Below are 18,058 nucleotides of genomic sequence, written 5' to 3' on the forward strand. Positions count from 1 at the left end.
TTTTTTGCTTATCCTGCATACTTGGGATTGGCTTTGCGACTGGTTAGGCCTGTCTTTTCCTGGACCAACTGGTAGCTGGCTTGGGCTTCTTCTGGAATGTCGATATGGGCCAAATAGTTGGCTCCTCTTGGTCCGTAGCCCTCTTCGTCATCTCGCAGGCGGGGAATTTCGCCTAAAAGCAGGCTGAGGTAGCAGTCCATGCCCCACATACCAAAGGGAGCATTATCAAAGTGGAGTTGTCCATTTTCTTCTTTGACAGTCACTTGGTAGCTGGCGTAATTGAGCAGGAGCTTATCCGCTGCGTACTTCTTCATCGTTGCCCACATCCGACGCTGCATGGTGGCATCTTGCATGAGCAGAATGGACTGAAAGTCAATGCCCTTCTCAGCCAATAAGTCCAGTAGGAAGGTGACATTATTACCGCAGTTGGTGGACTGGGTTTCTAGCAAATCAGCTGACAGACCGTACTTCTGCTCCAGGTAGGCTTGAAAAATCTCTGCCTCGGTCAAGCCACTTGGATCCAGCTGAGGAAAATGGTCCCGTACCTGTTGGCGAAGTCCGTCGGTCGTGTGACCTGCTCCACCTACGATGACGTAGGTTTTAGCAATTTTGTTTCGAATAGCTTCTGCCAGTTGGTCACCACCAGCTAGAATGGAACCGCCAAAAAAGGCTAGAACATCTACTTGTTCTAGTCCTTGCTCTGTTTGGAGAGCTTGTTTTGTCAAGGAAGACAGATCCCGCGGTCCACAAAACTGGGCTAATTGATTAACTGCCTGCGATAGTATCATGCTAAACCTGCTTCCTGGAGGCTGTCAGACAAACGTGCGAAGTCAGCCATGGAAAGTGCTTCTCCACGGACACTGGCTTCCAGCTCTGCCATGCCAAGTGCCTGCGTCAGTTTGTCCTTGACCTCTTCGGACTTGCCGAAATGGTTGGTCAGGTTGTTCCACAGGGTCTTGCGGCGGTGCACAAAGCTGGCCTTGGACACCCGGAAGAAGAAATCTTCGTCTTTGACGCTCACCAGGGGTTGCTCGCGGCGGACCATTTTGAGAATGGCGGAGTCCACGTTTGGTGCGGGCACAAAGACGGTCCGAGGCACGATGAAGGCTACCTTGGCAGTCATGTAGTACTGGACTGCAATGGACAGGCTGCCGTAGGCCTTGGTGTTTGGCTCGGCAGAAATGCGGTCGGCCACCTCCCGCTGCATCATGACCACGAACTCGCTAAAGGGAATCTTGCTCTCAATCAGGTGCATGAGGATTGGGGTGGTGATGTAGTAAGGCAGGTTGGCCACGACCTTGATGGGCAGGTCAGGATTCTTGAAATTCTGAATCTGGGTCTGCAGGTCGGTTTTCAAGATGTCTTGATTGACCACGGTCACATTGTCAAAGCGGTCCAAGGTGTCTGCCAAAATCGGAATCAGGCGGTCGTCAATCTCAAAAGCCATGACCTCAGCAGCATTCTCCGCCAAAAACTCGGTCAAGGCTCCGATTCCAGGACCAATCTCGATGACATTGACATTTCGGTCAATCTCTGCCGTGTCCACAATCTTCTGTAAAATATTGGTATCGGTCAAAAAGTTCTGACCGAAAGATTTCTTAAAGGTAAACCCGTGGCGTTCAAGGACGGCACGAGTAACGTTTTTGTCTGCGATTCTCATGTGTGTTCTTTCTTGTTTTTTATTTCTAGGCAAGCTTCAGATAGACAGCGAGGTAACAAAAGCAACTTTTGTCAGTTTGATTATCTGCATCTTTTATCTCTGTTTCTTCTACTCTCACCCATAATGGTCCTTTAGCGACAAGATATACAACTGGTCTGCTTCTACCATGTAAATCAACCGATTCTCCGCATCAATCCTTCTTGACCAAGCACCTTGATAATCATACTTCAAAGGCTCTGGTTTGGCAATGCCTTCAAAAGGATGTCGTTGCATATCCTTGATAATCTTATTGATTCTCTTCAATGTTTTCTTATCCTGACCTTGCCAATAAAGATAGTCTTCCCAGGCGTCGTCTGTAAAATGGATTCCCATGCTAGTCTGCCTCTATCAGGTTTCGTTCTTGGGTTTGTCCTGCTTTGACTTGAGCCATACCACGCAAGACTTTCTGAGATAGGTAAGCGTTCCGAGCAACAGCGAGGGTTTCTTGTAAACTATCCCACTCACTCTTTGACAGTACAACAATATCTTCCTCTGGATTTTTATTAACCACGACCAAAGGCTCAAACTCATCATTGACCTTTTTCATATAGTCCTTTAAGTGGTTTCGAAAATGGGAATATACAATAGCTTCCATAAGCAATACCTCTCATCATTTCTAGGCTTACTATAGCACAGAAAAAAAGAGTTGTCAAACTTATTGTACAACTCTTTAGCGATTCTTATGCGTGTTTCTCATTTTTTGCCTTTTATTTTAAAAAAGCGGAACAAAATACTTGTTGTTTTCCGAATTAATCTATTGTAGGGAAGTTCCGAAGGCGGGACGGAAATCTGATGCAGGAGGTGAGGCCATGGCACAACTCCTTAGAAAGGTGACCGTCGATGTCAGTTTATGAGGCAATTGAGCTAATGATAAACTTTGGCATTCTTTTACTGGCTATTTTAACATTTCAACGAAAAAAATAAACAGTAAAACCGCACTTCCAACTTTGACAGGTCTGTAAGTAGCGGTTTTTCTGTTATCTACAAATCCGTCCCGTCTTTAAAACGGTCCTATGGGTCATCAGGTGAAAACTTGGTGACCTTTCTGTTTTTATTGTAGGCTTTTTAAGTGGAATTGTCAAGTCAATCGGCAGTTTGCTTCGCTAAACTCACTTATTCTCCACCTTCCACTCGCCGTCTTCAAACCAGTAAAAATTCTCCGTCAGCTGTGGCTGTTCAAAGATTTCCAGCATGGATTCAAAACCGTCTGCCAGCTGAATATTCCTCAGCTTCGCACAGTCAATCCAGAAGACCTCGCCCTCATCTGAAGATTGGATAGAGCCTGAAAAATGGCTGGTTTTGTAACAAAATACCAGATAACGATAGTGGTCAGTAGGGTCCGTCCAGTTTTGAATGCCACAAAGCTCGAGATTAGATACTGTCAAACCTGTTTCTTCTTTGACCTCACGAATAACGGAGGCAATAATACTCTCTCCACATTCACGACCGAAAAAAGCTACGCTTTTCCAATTTCCAACCTCTAAGAGCCTATCCCCAGGCTCTTAGAGCCACCTGGAAAAGTCATACCAGGCCACTTTTCAGACTTCCTATCCTGGACTAATACCTGCTGACCGTCTGTAATCATGCACATATTGGTTAGGATAACTTGCTCTGTCCTACTCATACTCTCCCATCACTTCCTCCACTTCCGCCAGACCAATCCCAAAGAGTTCTAAGCGTTTGAGTAGTTGCTTGCCGTTGCAGTAGCCGATGCGCAAGCGTTCTCCTAGATACTCTCTCCGCTTGCGGCTGTCCCCACCCATAAGCAAGCCTAGGCGCATTAGGTCTGACTTGGTGATGTCAAAGTTATTTTCATCATCGTAATAACCACGCACGCCTGCGAGGGCTTTTTCCAAGTCCTCAAAGCTGGCGTGCTCAATGCCCAAGGACCGCCCTTTTGTTTTGGACTGGGGCCTGGCCTCGTCCCGATGTAAAAAGGCGTGTTTGACCGTGGGAATAGCCTGCATAATCATCTTCCGAATCCGCTCCCCATTGTAGTCTGGGTCAGTAAAGACAATAACGCCACGCAGGTCATGGAGTTTCTCGATGCGTTCCAAGTCATCGTCTGATATGGCAGAGCCTCTGGTTTCGTAGGTATCCACCTCGTAAAAGCGTTTGAGGTTTGCCGTGTCGTCTTTTCCTTCAACAACGAGGACTTCTTGTATCTTAATTTTCTGTGTCAATTCTGAACAGGCTCCTTGCATTCTCGTAGGTCGCTTTCGCCACTTCTTCGACCGACTGGTTGCGAAGCTGGGCCAGCATATCCACCACATATCTGGTGTAGCCGGTGCGATTTTCCCGACCACGCTTAGGAACTGGGGCCAGGTAGGGCGCATCCGTCTCGACTAGGATTTTTTCTAGGGGTAATGCTTGCGCCGCTTCCTGAAGTTCGACGGCTTTCTTGAAGGTCACCACTCCCGAGAAGGAGATGTGCATACCCAAATCCATGAAGGCCTGAGCCTCCTCTAGCGTACCAGAGAAGGAATGCATGATGCCTCCACGCGGACCGACGCCGACTTCCTTGATGATCTGGTAAGTATCTTCCAAAGCATCGCGAGTATGAACCACAAAGGGCAAATCCAACTGCTTGGCCAACTCCATCTGTCGCTTGAAAACACGAGCCTGAGTATCCTTATCCGCCGTCATCCAGTAGTAGTCCAGCCCAATCTCCCCCAGGGCAATGACCTTGGGATGTTTGAGTGCCTCAAGCAAGTAGCTTTCTACTTCTTCGTCATAGGTGCCAGCCTCTGTCGGATGCCAGCCCAGTGTCAGATAAATTTCAGGATGCTGGTCAGCCAGTTCCATAGCCTTGTCAATGGTTGCTCGGTCAAAACCGACCACATTGTGGAGGGTGACCCCCATTTCCTTGGCAAAATCTAATTCCTCTTGAACCCGACCGTCAAACTGCTCTACGTTGAGGTGGGTGTGTGTATCAAAAATTTGTAGTGTCATACTCTTATTGTACCACAAGTCCCATGGAGGACCTAATCTTGTATGCGCCAGACATGTATGGTACAATGAGCCTACTTAGGAGGTACTTCATGATTCGACTCTTAGCCATTGATTTAGATGGCACCTTACTGACTTCTGAAAAGACGATTCACCCTCAGGACAAGGCTGCTATTCAAGCTGCCAGCCAACTGGGAGTGACCATCTTATTGGCAACGGGCAGACCCATTTCAGGGATCAGGGATTATTTTGAACAACTTGATATCCCCGAGCAACCTTATGCTATTGGCAACAATGGCTGCTTGACCTTGGCAACCAAAGACTGGTCCATCCTAGACTATCACTCGGTACCTGCCGAGCAACTTTCCTCTCTCTACGCTCTTTTAGAAGACTTTCCAGACCTGAATCTGGTCCTCTTCACCCCTCACGCCAACTATGCCTTGGGCAAGTATCTCAATGCAGCTGCCATCCGAGATGCTCAGGTCGAATCATCTATCCTCTATCATAGCCGGTTGGATGACTTTCTAGCCCTACAATTACCCGTCCTTGTTCCGATTTTCATGGGTGAAACCGAGCGGCTGACCGCCTTCCAAAAACGCTACGAAGCTAACCTATCTCAGCACTACCATCCCGTACGTAGCTTAGACCATGCTTTTGAAATACTGCCCAAGGGGGTCAATAAGGGAAGCACCGTCTTAGCTCTCGCCCACAAACTTCAGATTGAGCCAGAACAGATTATGGCCATTGGCGATGGCAACAACGACACTGAACTTCTCACCGTGGCAGGGCTTGGAATCGCTATGGGCAACGCAACAGCAGCCATCCAAAGCCTAGCAGATTATACAACCACCACCAACGACCAAGCAGGCGTTGCCAAGGCCATTGAACGCTTTATCCTTTCCCAATAGCAACAAAAAAACCAACAGACTCGAGTTTCTGTTGGTTTCATTTGTTTCATCTTATGCCACTGCAAGCACTTTGCGTCCTTTACGACGACGAGCTGCTAATACGCGACGGCCGTTTTTAGTTGACATACGGTTACGGAATCCGTGTTTACGAGCACGACGGATTTTACTTGGTTGAAAAGTACGTTTCACGATGAATACCTCCTCTTAGATTCTTGTATTCGTTTAGCCGGCTAGTTTTGATCAGTTACTAAACATACCAGGCTATTTTACCGAAAATCGGTCGCTTTGTCAAGCTATTCTTTCATCAAGTTATGAAATTCAATATGAAAGCGATTCCTAATTGCGTTGGCTATCCACATCTACGACAACATAGCGATTTGGTTCGCTACCTTCTGAGTAGCTGGTCAAACCTTCCATTTTCGAAATGATGCGGTGGATAATCTTCCGCTCGCTGCTAGACATTGGGTCTGTGTGGTAGGCTTCGCCTTCCAACAAGACACGCTCTGCTAATTTTTGGGCGTAGCCCTGCAAGACTTCTGCACGGTGCTCGACGTAGTCATTCACGTTGATAGAAATGTAAAAATTGCGCTCGTAACGGTTGAACAAGTAGTTCTGCGCCAAGAGTTGCAAGGATTTCAGAACCTTACCATGGTAGCCAATCACACGCCCTGGTTCATTGGTGTCAATCTGCAAATTGATCGAACGACGGTTGTGGCTGCTGTCGATAGTGGTTTCCACATCCATATCATCCAAAATGGATTGGATGTAGGCTGTCACCTGCTCCACCACCTCTTCAATCTGGTAGCTTTCCTGAACTGGAATATCTAAATCAGCAAATTCTTGTTGAACTGTTGTTCGCTCTTCCTCAACTGGTGTCACTGGCTCAGTTACTTCCACTGCTGGCGCGATTTCTGGACTAGTTTGGGCTACAATCACATCATCTTGAATGATTTCGATACGACCTGTTTCTTCCAAAATCGTCTTCGCATCTTTTTCATTTTTCAAAATCTGAGCCTTGATGCGGTCATCCAATACCTCACCAGACTTCTCAAATTCTTTCACAGCTGCGACCACCTTCCCAAGGTCAATCGTTGCTTCTGAAACACTTTTCACCGGTTCATTGAGCTCGTTAATCTCTGAAGGGACGCCACGAACCGCTTTTTGATTGGCTTTGACAACCGTTGTTTCATTGATCACATCGATATCAACAACAGCTGGCTTCTTCCCAAAACCAAAGAAACCTTTTTTCTCGCGAGCGATGACGGTGATATGTGCTTTTTTACGCGGAATATCCAATTCCTGCAAACCATTCTGTATGGCTTCTTCTACACTTGATCCTGTAAATTTCATCTTCTTCTCTCCTCATCTCCTATTTCTTTTTCCCAGCTTTTTTCTTAGCCCGTCGAATCCGCGCCTGCCGTTCTTTTTCTTCATCAATCTTGGCTTGACGCTCTGCGATGATTTTAAATGGATTGTTTAATAGCAGGGTTTGGAAGACCTGATAGGCATTTGAAACGGTCCAGTAAAGGGCGACACCACTTGCTGCATTGATAGCAAAGAAAAAAATTACCAAGGGCATGGTGTACATCATCACCGTCAAAGCCCCATTTTTTTCCAGCGCAGCTTTATTGGTAAGCCAACTGCTGGCAAATGTCAGGGCAGCAGCCAATAGCGGTAGGATAAAATAAGGGTCCGTTTCGCCAAGGTTCAACCAGAGAAATTGCCCTACTTTCAATGCTTCAACACTAGTCAAGGCATTGTAAAGAATCATCAAAATCGGCAACTGAATAAAGAGTGGCATCATGGACGATCGCATGCTGACACCGTGTTCCTTGTAAAGCGCTCGTGTCGCTTCTGTCAAGGCCTGGCGGCTATCTAAGTCTGTCCCTGGATACTGCTCTTGGAGGGCACGTAGCTGTGGTTGAAGGTCCTGCATTTTCCGATTGGATTCCATTTGGATTTGGAAGAGGGGTAAGAGCAGGGTCCGAATCAAAATGGTAAAGAGGATAATCCCGATACCAATTTGGCCATTGATGGACAAAAATTGAATCATGCTGGCAAACCAGTAAATAAGCTGGTCCCAGATACCTGTTGACTGGCTGGTCACTTCACCTGTCCCACATGCTGACAAAAATAAAAGGACAAAGGCAGAGAGGCTAGCCCACTTAACTTTCTTTTTCAAGAGTTTCACCTTCCTGGAATAGATTGGCTAGTTTTAAAACATGAAGCAGGTTTTGATAGACTTCTTGGTAACTCAATTCTTCCACACCCTTTCGTGCAATGATGACAAAGTCTTCTGATTGAAGAAAGGGTTTGAGTTCCTGTAACACATGGCGCAGACGGCGCTTGATTTGATTGCGAGTGACTGCATTTCCAAGTTTTTTACTAACCGATAGACCGACCCGAAAATGGTCCCGGCCCTGTGGCAGATGATAGACAACAAATTTACGGTTGGCTACATTTTTACCTTTGTTAAAAATCTCCTTGAAATCACGCTCTCGTTTAACACGGTAGGTTTTTCTCAAAACTGAACTCCATCTTTCAAAATTACTTCTATTATACCATAAAATTCAAAAAAGCCAATAAACATCACGTTTAGAGGCTTTTTGGAGCTAGTATTTGCTCTTTTGCTTGTTGAATTTGCCAATGAATGGATTCAAATCCAGTTCCACCTAGCGAATTTCTTCGTAAGACTGCAGTCTTAGACTCTAAGGCTGTATAAATATCCGGTCCAATGACAGGCGACAGCTCTTGAAAACGTTCCAAAGGAACATCCTGGAGATAGTGTCCTGCTCTGCTACATTCCAAGACCAGTTTCCCAACAATCTCATGCGCTTGGCGGAAGGGCAGACCTTTACTAGCCAAGTAATCCGCTAATTCAGTTGCATTTGAAAAATCCTTCTCTGTCGACTGAGCCATCCTTTCCTTATGGACCGTCATCGTTTTCAGCATACCCGCCAAAATATCAATCGAAATCAAAATCGTTTCTGCCGTATCAAACATGCCTTCCTTGTCTTCCTGCAAGTCCTTATTATAGGTTAAAGGCAGGGATTTCATGACCGTCAGTAAGCCAACTAAGTTTCCATAAACTCTACCTGTTTTCCCCCGAATCAGCTCAGCCATATCTGGATTTTTCTTCTGAGGCATGATGGAAGAACCTGTTGAAAAGGTATCGGATAGGGTGACAAATTGGTATTCATGCGAACACCAGTTAATAATTTCTTCACACAAACGCGACATGTGCATCATGAGGATACTGGCATTTGACAGAAATTCAAGGATAAAATCACGGTCAGACACAGCATCGAGAGAATTACTATAGGGCTTGGCAAATCCCATTAAATCCGACGTCATCTGACGATCAATCGGAAAGGTCGTCCCTGCTAAAGCCGCCGCACCAAGTGGGGATACATTTGTATGCTGCATGTTGAATGCAAAGCGCTCACTGTCTCGGCTGAACATGTTGTAATAGGCCAACAAGTGCTGAGCAAAACTGATAGGTTGAGCATGTTGCAAGTGGGTATAGCCGGGCATGATTGTTTCCACATGCTCCTGTGCAAGGTCTAGTAAAACCTGACGTAGGTTGGTCAATTTATCTACAGCTTGAAAGAGGGTGTCCTTCAGATAAAGGTGCATATCCGTCGCTACCTGATCATTGCGAGAACGGGCTGTGTGGAGTTTACCTGCAACTGGCCCTATTTTCTCCGTCAATAGACTTTCGATATTCATGTGAATATCTTCGTTTCGAATATCAAACACCAACTTGCCAGCTTCATATTCTGCTAACAATTCTTCCAGACCAGTTTGAATAGCCTGGGCTTCTTCAAGCTTGATAATCCCTGTGGCTCCAAGCATCTGTACATGCGCCAGTGAACCTTGAATATCATACTTGGCCAGTTTTTGGTCAAAGCGAATGGAGGCTCCGAATTCTTCTACCCATTCCTCAAGACTGGCTTCAAAGCGACCTCCCCATAATTTCTTTGCTTCCATAAGCTCCTACTTTCTAGCTCTTTTCATGAATTTCCGCATTGACTTTGGTTGGTAATCCCCAAAGCTTGATGAAACCAACTGCTGCATCTTGGTCAAAAGTATCTGCACTGGTATAGGTTGCCAAATCTTCGTCATAAAGTGAATTTGGAGATTTCCGAGCAACTACTTTGGCTGATCCCTTATACAATTTCACTTTTGCTGTACCATTCACGACCGATTGAGTTGCTTGCAAGTAAGCTTTCAAGGCATCTGTTGCAGGATTGAACCACAAACCATTGTAAATCAAGTTAGAGAGTTCGTTTGAAACAATCGGTTTGAAATGCGATACTTCCCGCACCAGGGTCAAATCTTCAATTTCCTTGTGGGCTGTCAGAAGGGTAATAGCACCTGGACACTCATAAATTTCACGTGACTTGATTCCGACTAAACGATTTTCCACGTGGTCAATCCGACCCACACCATGCTTACCAGCAATGACATTGAGTCTTTGAATGAGATTAGCAAGACTTAACTCTTCACCATTTACAGCAACAGGAACACCTGCTTTAAACTCAATATCGACATACTCAGGAGTATCTGGTGCATTTTCTGGAGAAGTAGTGATGCCAAAAGCATCTTCTGGCGCTTCATTCCATGGATTTTCTAAAACTCCGCACTCATTGGCACGACCCCAAAGATTTTGGTCAACTGAGTAAGGACTGTCCAGGTCAGCAGGGACTGGTACACCATTTTCCTTGGCGAAGATAATTTCCTCTTCACGCGCCCACTTCCACTCTCGAACAGGTGCTACAACTTTCAAAGTTGGATCCAGGGCTGCAATGGCTACCTCAAACCGCACCTGGTCATTGCCCTTACCAGTACAGCCGTGGGCGATAGTGGTTGCTCCTGTCTTATGAGCCATTTCCACCAACTTTTTAGAAATCAAAGGACGGCTGAGAGCCGATACCAGCGGATATTTTTGCTCATAGTAGGCATGGGCTTGTAGGGCAGGTAGGACATATTCTTGGGCGAATTCTTCTTTTACATCCAATACATGAAACTCGATAGCACCGATTGACAAGGCCTTATCATGAATAAAATCAAGGTCCTTGCCCTCACCAACATCCATACAAACCGCAATGACATCATAGTCTTTTTTCAACCAAGCAATCGCAACTGAAGTATCAAGACCACCTGAATAAGCTAAGATTAATTTTTCTTTTGACATATCTATTCCCTCTTTTTTTCATTCGTTTGATTGAAACGTAGTCATAGTATACTGCATATTTATTCAAACTTCAAGAGAAAACTGTATTTTTATTCTTTTTTGTTTAAACAACTAAAAAAGCTGACTCTAGTCAGCTTTTTAATTCAGTAATTCTTGTATGGTCGCAATGTCCAAACGCTTCATGGTCATCACCGCTGCATTAACTGCCTTGACCTTTTCTGGGCTAGCCGTATCGTATGCCTCCATCAAAATACGCGGCACAATCTGCCAGGAAATCCCAAACTGGTCCTTGGCCCAACCGCAAATCTCCGCTTCTGGAACTGCCGATACTTTTTCATACCAACTTTCTGCTTCTTCCTGACAGTCCACATAGACCATGAGCGAGAAGGCTTCGTTGAAAGAGGCCTCGCCACCGTAACCGTGGTCCATAGCGATCATTTTTTGGTCTCCGATAAACAGCTCCGCATAATTTAACTTGGCAGCAGCCACCGCAGCCTCACCTTCACCGTAATATGAGAGTTGACCCAGACGAGCCTGAGGCAGCTTGTCCTTGTAGTAGTCCAACATAGGCTCGGCTAAACCGACCTGGTCCTGCGAGAAAAGCAGGCAGATATCAAATTGATAGGGCTTGTCCAAGTCCGGTGCATAGGACAATTGCCAAGACAAACCGAAGCGGTCTTCCAACCAGACATAGTAAGGACTGAATGGATATTCCGCCAAAGGCATGAGCACACGGCCACCGTCTGACAGGGCTTCATAAAGGCGGGTCAGCTCTGCCTTGTCAGCCACCGACACCATGAGGGACATGGACTCATTGAGCTTGAAATAAGGCCCCGCGCTAATCGCCGCCAGGGTTATGTCCCCCAGTTGGAATTGGACCAAGTCAGATTCGCCAGAAGGCGTATCCGTAATGGTATAGGTCCAGTCAATCTTGCCTCCGAAAAGGTCCACATAAAAGGCCGCAGCCTCTTTTGCCTCTGTATCATACCAGAGATGAGGGATAATGGTTTGCATAAGGTGCTCCTTTGAGTTAATAGCCCCAGTATAACACTTGTCCGTACAAAAACAAAACATGTTGCCCTGCACTTACAGATGTGCTATACTGAATAACCACAAAATTGACAGGAGAATGAAATGGAAACTTGGAATGCCTACACAGCCGACGGTCACCTGACCGACCATACCCTCACACGCGGAGAAGCCATTCCCGATGGCCTATACCACCTAGTCGTCGAGTGCATCATCCGCCACCGCGACGGCAGCACCCTCTTCATGAAGCGCGACAGCGCCAAGCCCTCCTACCCTGACTATTATGAAGCGACAGCAGGAGGCTCGGCTTTATTTGGGGAAATAGCAGAGCAGGCCATTTTACGCGAAGTCCGCGAGGAGACAGGTATTGAACTGACAGCTAACCAACTCCGCCACCATACACACTTTGTCGCCCATGATGACCAGTGTATCTTCCACTGCTACTGGGCTGAAACCGACTGGGACAAATCTGCTATCCAACTCCAAGCCGAAGAAACCAGCCACTACATCTGGGTCCCACAAGAAAAACTGAAAGATTTCCTGGAAAATGAACAGGTTATTCCAAGGCAGAAGGACTATGTGGAGAGCTTGTTTTTAGAAAGCTAAATCAAATCCCCGCCGTCACAGGACAGCGGGGATTATTTATCTTACAAACTCTTCAACATATTATCAATATGCTGGATGGATTTTTCACGACCGAGGAGGTAAATAGTATTTGGCAACTCTGGTCCGTGCATTTCGCCTGAAACGGCGATACGGATTGGCATGAAGAGATTTTTGCCCTTGATGCCTGTTTCTTTTTGGACTGCCTTAATTTGCGGGAAGATATTATCTGGTTGGAACTCTTCGTCCGTCATAGCCTCCAATTTTTCCTTGAGAGCATTGAGGACCGTCGGTACCGTTTCGCCTGCCATGACTTCTTTTTCCTCGTCTGTCAATTCTGGGAAATCTGAGAAGAAAAGGTCTGTCAAACCAACGATCTGATCTGCAGATGACATTTGTGGCTTGTAAAGTTCCACCAATTTTTCTGCCTTGTCTGTCAAGCGACCCGCTTCTTCCAAGAATGGTTTGGCAAGGTTGAAAATAGTTTCTAAATCAGCATTTTTGATGTACTCATTGCTCATCCAGTCCATTTTCTTCTGGTCAAATGCTGCTGGTGACTTGCTGAGACGATTTTCATCAAAGAGTTGGATAAATTGCTCACGGGAGAAGATTTCCTCTTCACCACCAGGGTTCCAACCCAAGAGACCGATAAAGTTGAAAACAGCTTCAGGCATGTACCCTTTACGACGGTAATCTTCGATAAACTGAAGGGTGTTGGTATCACGTTTGGACAGTTTTTTACCAGTCTCAGAGTTGATAATCAAGGTCATGTGACCAAACTCTGGCGCTTCCCAACCAAGTGCTTCATAGACCATGAGTTGCTTCGGTGTGTTAGCAATATGGTCATCTCCGCGGATAACGTGCGAGATGTTCATGAGATAATCATCCACCACCACGGCAAAGTTGTAGGTTGGATAGCCGTCACGTTTCTGGATAACCCAGTCACCACCGATATTGACACCTTCGAACTCGATTTCGCCCTTAACCATGTCATTCCACTTGTAAATACCTGTTTCATTGACAGCTAAGCGAACAGTTGGGACAATGCCAGCCGCCTCACGCTCTGCCATGTAGGCTGCTTTTTCATCTTCAGACATACCCAGGTATTCGTTGATGTAGCGAGGTGTTTCACCCGCAGCTTCCTGACGCTCACGCTCCGCCGCCAATTCCTCTTCTGTCACGTAAGATTTGTAGGCCTTACCTTCTGCCAAAAGTTGATCAACATACTTTTGGTAAATATCCAAACGCTCTGATTGACGGTATTGTTCATGGGTTTCTGGGCTTTCATCCCAGTCAATACCCAACCAACGCAGGTTTTCAAGCTGAGAACGCTCGCCGTCTTCCACATGGCGCTTGCGGTCTGTGTCTTCGATACGAATAAGGAACGTACCGCCGTGATGACGGGCAAAAAGATAGTTGAACAATGCTGTACGGGCATTTCCGATATGCAACAGTCCCGTTGGACTTGGTGCGTAACGCACACGAATTGGTTTAGTCATGTTTCTCTCCTGTAAAATTTTCATACTCAATGAAAATCGAAATCAGACTAGGCGATGCAGACGAAGATAGAACTGAAGTTCATCAAGTCAAGTCAACGACGTCTGAATTTGATTTTCGAAGAGTAGCAATCAAGAACATTATAGCATAGATAAGCATAAGAAGATAGAAAAAATCAGCCTAGATAGACTGATTTTGAGGTGTTTTTTGGTTACTAGCCAGCCAGTAGAGGACATAGAGGACCAAGAAGCCAGTTGCCGCTAGGAAAAGTCCGCTAATCTGATCGACGGCCAGAACCAAGACCAGACCTGATACCAGTAGTCGGACAAAGGCCTGACCCAGCATGAAGTAGGTGGATACTGCACCGCCGATAGTTGCCAGCTGCTCCTCTGGCATAGAATTGACAAACTTGGCATTAAACTTGGGACCGCTAGCCCCAAAGCTAATCCCCATAGTTGTAAGGAAGAAGAAAATAATTGGCAGTTGATGGAGCAACATTCCGACAAACACTCCAAATAGAGAGAAAGTGGCTGCCACTTCAAGCGTCACCATGCTGGTCTTTTTGAAAAGGGTAAAGACCAAGGTCGAGCCCAAGATATTGCCGACAAAGAAGATTAGAATTGTCAGGGCAAGGGTGGTTTCAACATTGAGAAAGACAAGGCTTGAGTCTTCGCTAATCAGCAGGACCAGAATAGGATAGAGAATCGCTCCGCAGGCATTGATAAGGGGACTGGTAATCAGGACCAGGCGGAACTCGGGAATCTTGCGAAGCTCCACGATGGCTTGCTTGAAAGAAGCTAGAATGCCTGGACCCTTGGTTTCTGGCTCGGGCTGGCTCGGCTGCTCGGCTATTTTCAAAGGCTGCTCCGTCAGGAGTTTACGAAAGGCTGGTGTCAGTAGTTGCATGATGAGGAGGGCAGCCAAAAAGGTGCCAGCGTTGAGAAAGGCGAGGTTTTGGTAGGAGAGGAGGCCGACCAAGAGGGCAGAGAGGGCCTGAAAGGCGATGTTGAGGAGGCTGGTCACGGTCTGGCGAAAGGCCGAGTACTGCTCCCGCTCTTCTTTGGGCGCTACTCGCAATCCCAGAGGTGTATAGAGGCCATTTTCATAGAAGCCAGCGAAGTCTGCAAAGACATTGAAGCTTGCAGCCACCACGACAATCCAGAGGGCTGGCTCAAAGCCCATGCAGAATCCGAGGATGACGTAAAGAAGGACACGAAAGAGGAGGGTCAGCTTGATAGTACTGATTTTGTTGACCGTCTTGTCTGCCAAGTAGCCTGTGAAGAGGCCCATAAAGCTAGGGAAGATTTCCGAGAAGGTCACAATCGCCAGAGCCAGACGGCTGTTGGGCACCAGTAAAACATAGTTCATCAGGGCCAGATAATAGACAACATCACCAAAATTGGACAGCATATCCGCCGTCAGTACCCATAGGTAGGTAGCATTTTTCAAAATCTTTTTCATGATAATCCCTTTCTTTTGTATAATTTCCAAAATATTCTGACTTTTCATTCCGCAGAGGAGCCTGGATAGACTTTCCTCTTCATCCTTTATATAGAATAAATGGTTAAGCTTGAGAAGGCTAGGTCACCAGTTACCAAAAGAATCTTTTCTTTTGGCTCAGATGCATAATTATTAGTGGTTGACAAGGCGCTGTCTACTTGTACAACAGCTTGCCAGTTAGCCGGCAGATAAAGATCAACTGACGCGAAGGCCGCATCGATATGAAATTCAGCCGTATCTCCCAGAATAATCGCCTGATCAAAGTAAACCATACTGGAGCCAAAAGCCACCTCCACACTATCGTAGGTAAAATTTTCCTCATGAATATAACGAGTAGAGGAACCAAAAGCTATTTCCCTACCCTTGTCGCCAATCACCCCTGTACCAACTCCATGAGTTGGTCTGCGCTTCTTCGGTTTAAAAATCAGTTTCAAACCAAGGCACAGCAGGACAAGTGACAGAACCATATTCCAGGTCCCAAATTCCACCCATTCATAGGCAGAGTTCACTGCTATAAAAGCTAGACCAAAACAAAAGATACTGGCAAGCCAATCCAGCTTCACCAAGCGGTGAAAACCAGTCACAAAAGTTAAAACAAACCAGACAGTGGTCCAAAAGGACATGGCCAAATGCAAACCTAGTGAATCCCTAAACAGAACCAAGCCTGCCAAGACCAGCAGAGCAATTCCTAAACCATATTTTTTCATCGTCCTACCTCATTTCCTGTAACTTCTCTTTTAATAAATGGTAATAATGCCGCGACACATGGACCTCCTTGTGGGTCTTATAAAAGGAAATCCGACTAGTCCCTGAAAAGGACTTGTCCAGCGAGTAGATGGCCTTGCTATTGGCAATGGTTGACTTGGAAACCCGGCAAAAATGAGAAGGGAGACAATCTTCCAGTTCATAGAGCTTCATCTTGACTTCATAGGCGTCATCTCTAGTATGCCCCATCAGCTTAGTCCCATCGGTTTCAAAAAAGAGTAGGTCTTCTAGTTTCAAGAAATACTCACTAGTGCCCTTGTAAAAAACCAGGCTAGGACGACTCAGGCGACTCAGTGCTTGCTGGATTTGTTCCAACTCTGGTCCTAACTGATTGCTTCTGATAATCACTTCGACTTGTTCTAAGCTGTCATCTAATTCAATCCGAACTTTCATAAGACCTCCCTTTCATTTGATATACCTATTATATCAGGCTATGGTGTGAAGACAAGGGCTTTTTAGTAAGTGGTAAAAAATGCCTGGTAAGTGGTGACGAAAGATAAGTAAAAAACCAGCCGCAGCTGGTTGGGTCTTAGAAAATCGCATCGAGCAAGGAAGTGCTACCACCACCGCCATCGCCACCTGTGACAATATGGCTGCCGATGACTTGGGCAAATGTTTCAATATTCAAGCTTTGCACATAGATTTCCCCATAGCCTGAGAAGGTATTGACAATCCCTTCACCAGTACCAATAGACTGGAGGAAACCATTTTCAAGGTGAATATCATAATTGAGATCACGGCTCCATGCAACGACATGAGCATTATCGATGGTAATGCTTCCACCTGTTAGCTCAATTTTCTTGATGGAACCAAAGGCATTGGCCAAAAGAGTACCCTCACCCTCTGTTGTCATGACAAAGAGTCCACCTTGGCCACCAAAGAAGGCACGGCCAACACTTTGACGCTCCATTTTATACTGGGCAGAACCATCCAAAGCCAGGAAGGCTCCGTCATTAAGACGGTACTGCTTGGCACCTAGTTCAAGGGCAATAACTTGACCGGGCACAGATGGAGCCAGAGCGATTTTACCATCATTCCCATTTGAAATAGCTTGGGTAAGGAACATGGACTCACCCGATACCATGGAACGACCGATGGCTCCCATCAACTTACCAAGTCCTGAACCACCGCGGGCGTTGAGCTTGGTATTAAGGGTCACGCTCGGTGTATGGTAAACCATGCTTCCCTGTTGGATGTAAGCAGACTCGCCCGCTTCCAAAGCAATTTCAACCAAAGGAAATTGCATATTGCTATCAATTGTGTATTTCATACGGTTGTCTGACATAAGAGGTCCTCACTTTTGTATTATTGTTATAACACAATTTTAAACCATCTACCAATCTTTGTCAAGGATTTTTTAGCGAAGTATTTTGTTTCATAAAAAAAACTGGGTTTCCCCAGTTTTACTATCGAACTTCTGTCATACGACCCGTATCCACATCATAAACCGCACCAAAAATTTCAACGTCATCAGGTATGAGCGGAGATTGTTTCAAGAGAGCAATATCTTCCCGCACGCTTTCTTCAATGTCTGTAAAAGGAAGAAAGTCCTGACCAGCCACATCCACTCCCAAATCCCGCTTGAGTTGAGCCGCAAAGTCCTCATTGGTAAAGGTCTGGGCACCGCAGTCTGTATGGTGAAGGACCACGATTTCTCTTGTGCCGAGCTGCTGCTGGGAAATGACTAGCGAGCGAATCATGTCCTCCGTCACGCGCCCACCTGCATTCCGCAAAATGTGGGCATCACCCAGAGCCAAGCCCAAGGCCTGCGCCACATGAAGCCGTGAGTCCATACAGGTCACGATAGCCACCTTGGTCTTTGGACGAAGAGGCAAATGGTAATCACCATGCAGGTCAACATAGGCCTTGTTGGCCTTCATAAAGTTTTGAAAATAAGACATAGGACCTCCT

General features: G+C 46.1%; 22 protein-coding genes and 1 pseudogene. 3 read left to right on the forward strand and 20 right to left on the reverse strand.

The genetic code is table 11. The annotated features are described in order from the left end of the window. Positions 1-8: 8 nt before the first annotated feature. The 4 genes from PXH68_RS08680 to PXH68_RS08695 form a co-directional block, all read right to left on the reverse strand. On the reverse strand, positions 9-788 hold the full coding sequence (locus tag PXH68_RS08680) for an ElyC/SanA/YdcF family protein (protein ID WP_248027086.1): 780 nt from the start codon (positions 786-788) through the stop codon (positions 9-11). After that, entirely contained in the window at positions 785-1,660 is an 876-nt protein-coding gene (gene rsmA, locus PXH68_RS08685; protein WP_248027085.1) for a 16S rRNA (adenine(1518)-N(6)/adenine(1519)-N(6))-dimethyltransferase RsmA, read from the reverse strand. Before rsmA ends, PXH68_RS08680 begins: the two co-directional genes overlap by 4 nt. Before the next feature lie 114 nt (positions 1,661-1,774). Then, complete coding sequence (locus tag PXH68_RS08690; protein ID WP_044773375.1) at positions 1,775-2,032, reverse strand: Txe/YoeB family addiction module toxin; 258 nt, start codon at positions 2,030-2,032, stop codon at positions 1,775-1,777. Position 2,033: 1 nt separating this feature from the next. Continuing rightward, entirely contained in the window at positions 2,034-2,294 is a 261-nt protein-coding gene (locus tag PXH68_RS08695; RefSeq protein WP_029693774.1) for a type II toxin-antitoxin system Phd/YefM family antitoxin, read from the reverse strand. Positions 2,295-2,566: 272 nt separating this feature from the next. Between PXH68_RS08695 and PXH68_RS09905 the strand changes: the two genes are divergently transcribed. Further along, a complete protein-coding gene (locus PXH68_RS09905; protein ID WP_398582981.1) occupies positions 2,567-2,623 on the forward strand; it encodes a hypothetical protein in 57 nt (18 codons plus the stop codon). Between the two features lie 185 nt (positions 2,624-2,808). Here the strand turns inward: PXH68_RS09905 and PXH68_RS08700 are convergent. The 3 genes and pseudogenes from PXH68_RS08700 to PXH68_RS08710 form a co-directional block, all read right to left on the reverse strand. Further along, positions 2,809-3,323, reverse strand: a pseudogene (locus tag PXH68_RS08700) (NUDIX domain-containing protein). Then, positions 3,316-3,882 (reverse strand): ribonuclease M5, encoded by a 567-nt coding sequence (rnmV, locus tag PXH68_RS08705; RefSeq protein ID WP_248027083.1) that lies wholly within the window; start codon positions 3,880-3,882, stop codon positions 3,316-3,318. The pseudogene PXH68_RS08700 and the gene rnmV overlap by 8 nt, the downstream one beginning before the upstream one ends. Further along, a complete protein-coding gene (locus tag PXH68_RS08710) occupies positions 3,866-4,651 on the reverse strand; it encodes a TatD family hydrolase (protein ID WP_248027080.1) in 786 nt (261 codons plus the stop codon). The genes rnmV and PXH68_RS08710 overlap by 17 nt, the downstream gene beginning before the upstream one ends. Before the next feature lie 89 nt (positions 4,652-4,740). On the opposite strand from PXH68_RS08710, the gene PXH68_RS08715 reads away from it, so the two are divergent. Further along, on the forward strand, positions 4,741-5,556 hold the full coding sequence (locus PXH68_RS08715) for a Cof-type HAD-IIB family hydrolase (protein ID WP_248027078.1): 816 nt from the start codon (positions 4,741-4,743) through the stop codon (positions 5,554-5,556). Between the two features lie 51 nt (positions 5,557-5,607). On the opposite strand, the gene rpmH is transcribed toward PXH68_RS08715, so the two are convergent. From rpmH to PXH68_RS08750, 7 genes are all read right to left on the reverse strand, one after another. Further along, a complete protein-coding gene (rpmH, locus tag PXH68_RS08720; protein WP_018368178.1) occupies positions 5,608-5,745 on the reverse strand; it encodes a 50S ribosomal protein L34 in 138 nt (45 codons plus the stop codon). Positions 5,746-5,892: 147 nt separating this feature from the next. Next, positions 5,893-6,906, reverse strand: coding sequence for an RNA-binding cell elongation regulator Jag/EloR (gene jag / locus PXH68_RS08725; protein WP_248027077.1), 1,014 nt, complete (start codon positions 6,904-6,906; stop codon positions 5,893-5,895). A gap of 19 nt (positions 6,907-6,925) precedes the next feature. Next, positions 6,926-7,738: a YidC/Oxa1 family membrane protein insertase gene (locus PXH68_RS08730; protein ID WP_158456404.1), complete on the reverse strand. Its 813-nt coding sequence runs from the start codon at positions 7,736-7,738 to the stop codon at positions 6,926-6,928. Beyond that, positions 7,722-8,081, reverse strand: coding sequence for a ribonuclease P protein component (gene rnpA / locus PXH68_RS08735; protein WP_205030981.1), 360 nt, complete (start codon positions 8,079-8,081; stop codon positions 7,722-7,724). Before rnpA ends, PXH68_RS08730 begins: the two co-directional genes overlap by 17 nt. 70 nt (positions 8,082-8,151) lie before the next feature. Next, on the reverse strand, positions 8,152-9,546 hold the full coding sequence (gene argH, locus PXH68_RS08740; RefSeq protein WP_248027075.1) for an argininosuccinate lyase: 1,395 nt from the start codon (positions 9,544-9,546) through the stop codon (positions 8,152-8,154). Between the two features lie 13 nt (positions 9,547-9,559). After that, positions 9,560-10,753 carry an argininosuccinate synthase gene (locus PXH68_RS08745; RefSeq protein ID WP_248027073.1) on the reverse strand — a complete coding sequence of 398 codons (1,194 nt, stop codon included), beginning with the start codon at positions 10,751-10,753 and terminating at the stop codon, positions 9,560-9,562. A gap of 138 nt (positions 10,754-10,891) precedes the next feature. Next, on the reverse strand, positions 10,892-11,767 hold the full coding sequence (locus PXH68_RS08750; RefSeq protein WP_248027071.1) for a VOC family protein: 876 nt from the start codon (positions 11,765-11,767) through the stop codon (positions 10,892-10,894). A 120-nt stretch (positions 11,768-11,887) separates the two neighbouring features. Here PXH68_RS08750 and PXH68_RS08755 point away from each other — a divergent pair, with 120 nt between their 5' ends. Then, positions 11,888-12,388, forward strand: coding sequence for an NUDIX hydrolase (locus PXH68_RS08755; protein WP_248027069.1), 501 nt, complete (start codon positions 11,888-11,890; stop codon positions 12,386-12,388). Positions 12,389-12,429: 41 nt separating this feature from the next. On the opposite strand, the gene gltX is transcribed toward PXH68_RS08755, so the two are convergent. The 6 genes from gltX to PXH68_RS08785 form a co-directional block, all read right to left on the reverse strand. After that, positions 12,430-13,884 carry a glutamate--tRNA ligase gene (gene gltX / locus PXH68_RS08760; RefSeq protein WP_248027067.1) on the reverse strand — a complete coding sequence of 485 codons (1,455 nt, stop codon included), beginning with the start codon at positions 13,882-13,884 and terminating at the stop codon, positions 12,430-12,432. 178 nt (positions 13,885-14,062) lie between these two features. Beyond that, the gene (locus PXH68_RS08765; protein WP_248027065.1) at positions 14,063-15,343 is read right to left on the reverse strand and encodes an MFS transporter; all 1,281 of its coding nucleotides are present in this window, start codon (positions 15,341-15,343) and stop codon (positions 14,063-14,065) included. 86 nt (positions 15,344-15,429) lie between these two features. Beyond that, a complete protein-coding gene (locus PXH68_RS08770) occupies positions 15,430-16,089 on the reverse strand; it encodes a LiaF transmembrane domain-containing protein (protein WP_248027063.1) in 660 nt (219 codons plus the stop codon). Between the two features lie 4 nt (positions 16,090-16,093). Then, complete coding sequence (locus tag PXH68_RS08775; RefSeq protein ID WP_248027061.1) at positions 16,094-16,540, reverse strand: LytTR family DNA-binding domain-containing protein; 447 nt, start codon at positions 16,538-16,540, stop codon at positions 16,094-16,096. Positions 16,541-16,676: 136 nt separating this feature from the next. Further along, positions 16,677-17,432 (reverse strand): TIGR00266 family protein, encoded by a 756-nt coding sequence (locus PXH68_RS08780; protein ID WP_125265875.1) that lies wholly within the window; start codon positions 17,430-17,432, stop codon positions 16,677-16,679. Positions 17,433-17,553: 121 nt separating this feature from the next. Continuing rightward, a complete protein-coding gene (locus PXH68_RS08785) occupies positions 17,554-18,048 on the reverse strand; it encodes a beta-class carbonic anhydrase (RefSeq protein ID WP_248027059.1) in 495 nt (164 codons plus the stop codon). Positions 18,049-18,058: the final 10 nt, after the last annotated feature.

The organism is Streptococcus sp. 29896, assembly GCF_032594915.1.
Classification (GTDB): Bacteria; Bacillota; Bacilli; order Lactobacillales; family Streptococcaceae; genus Streptococcus; species Streptococcus suivaginalis.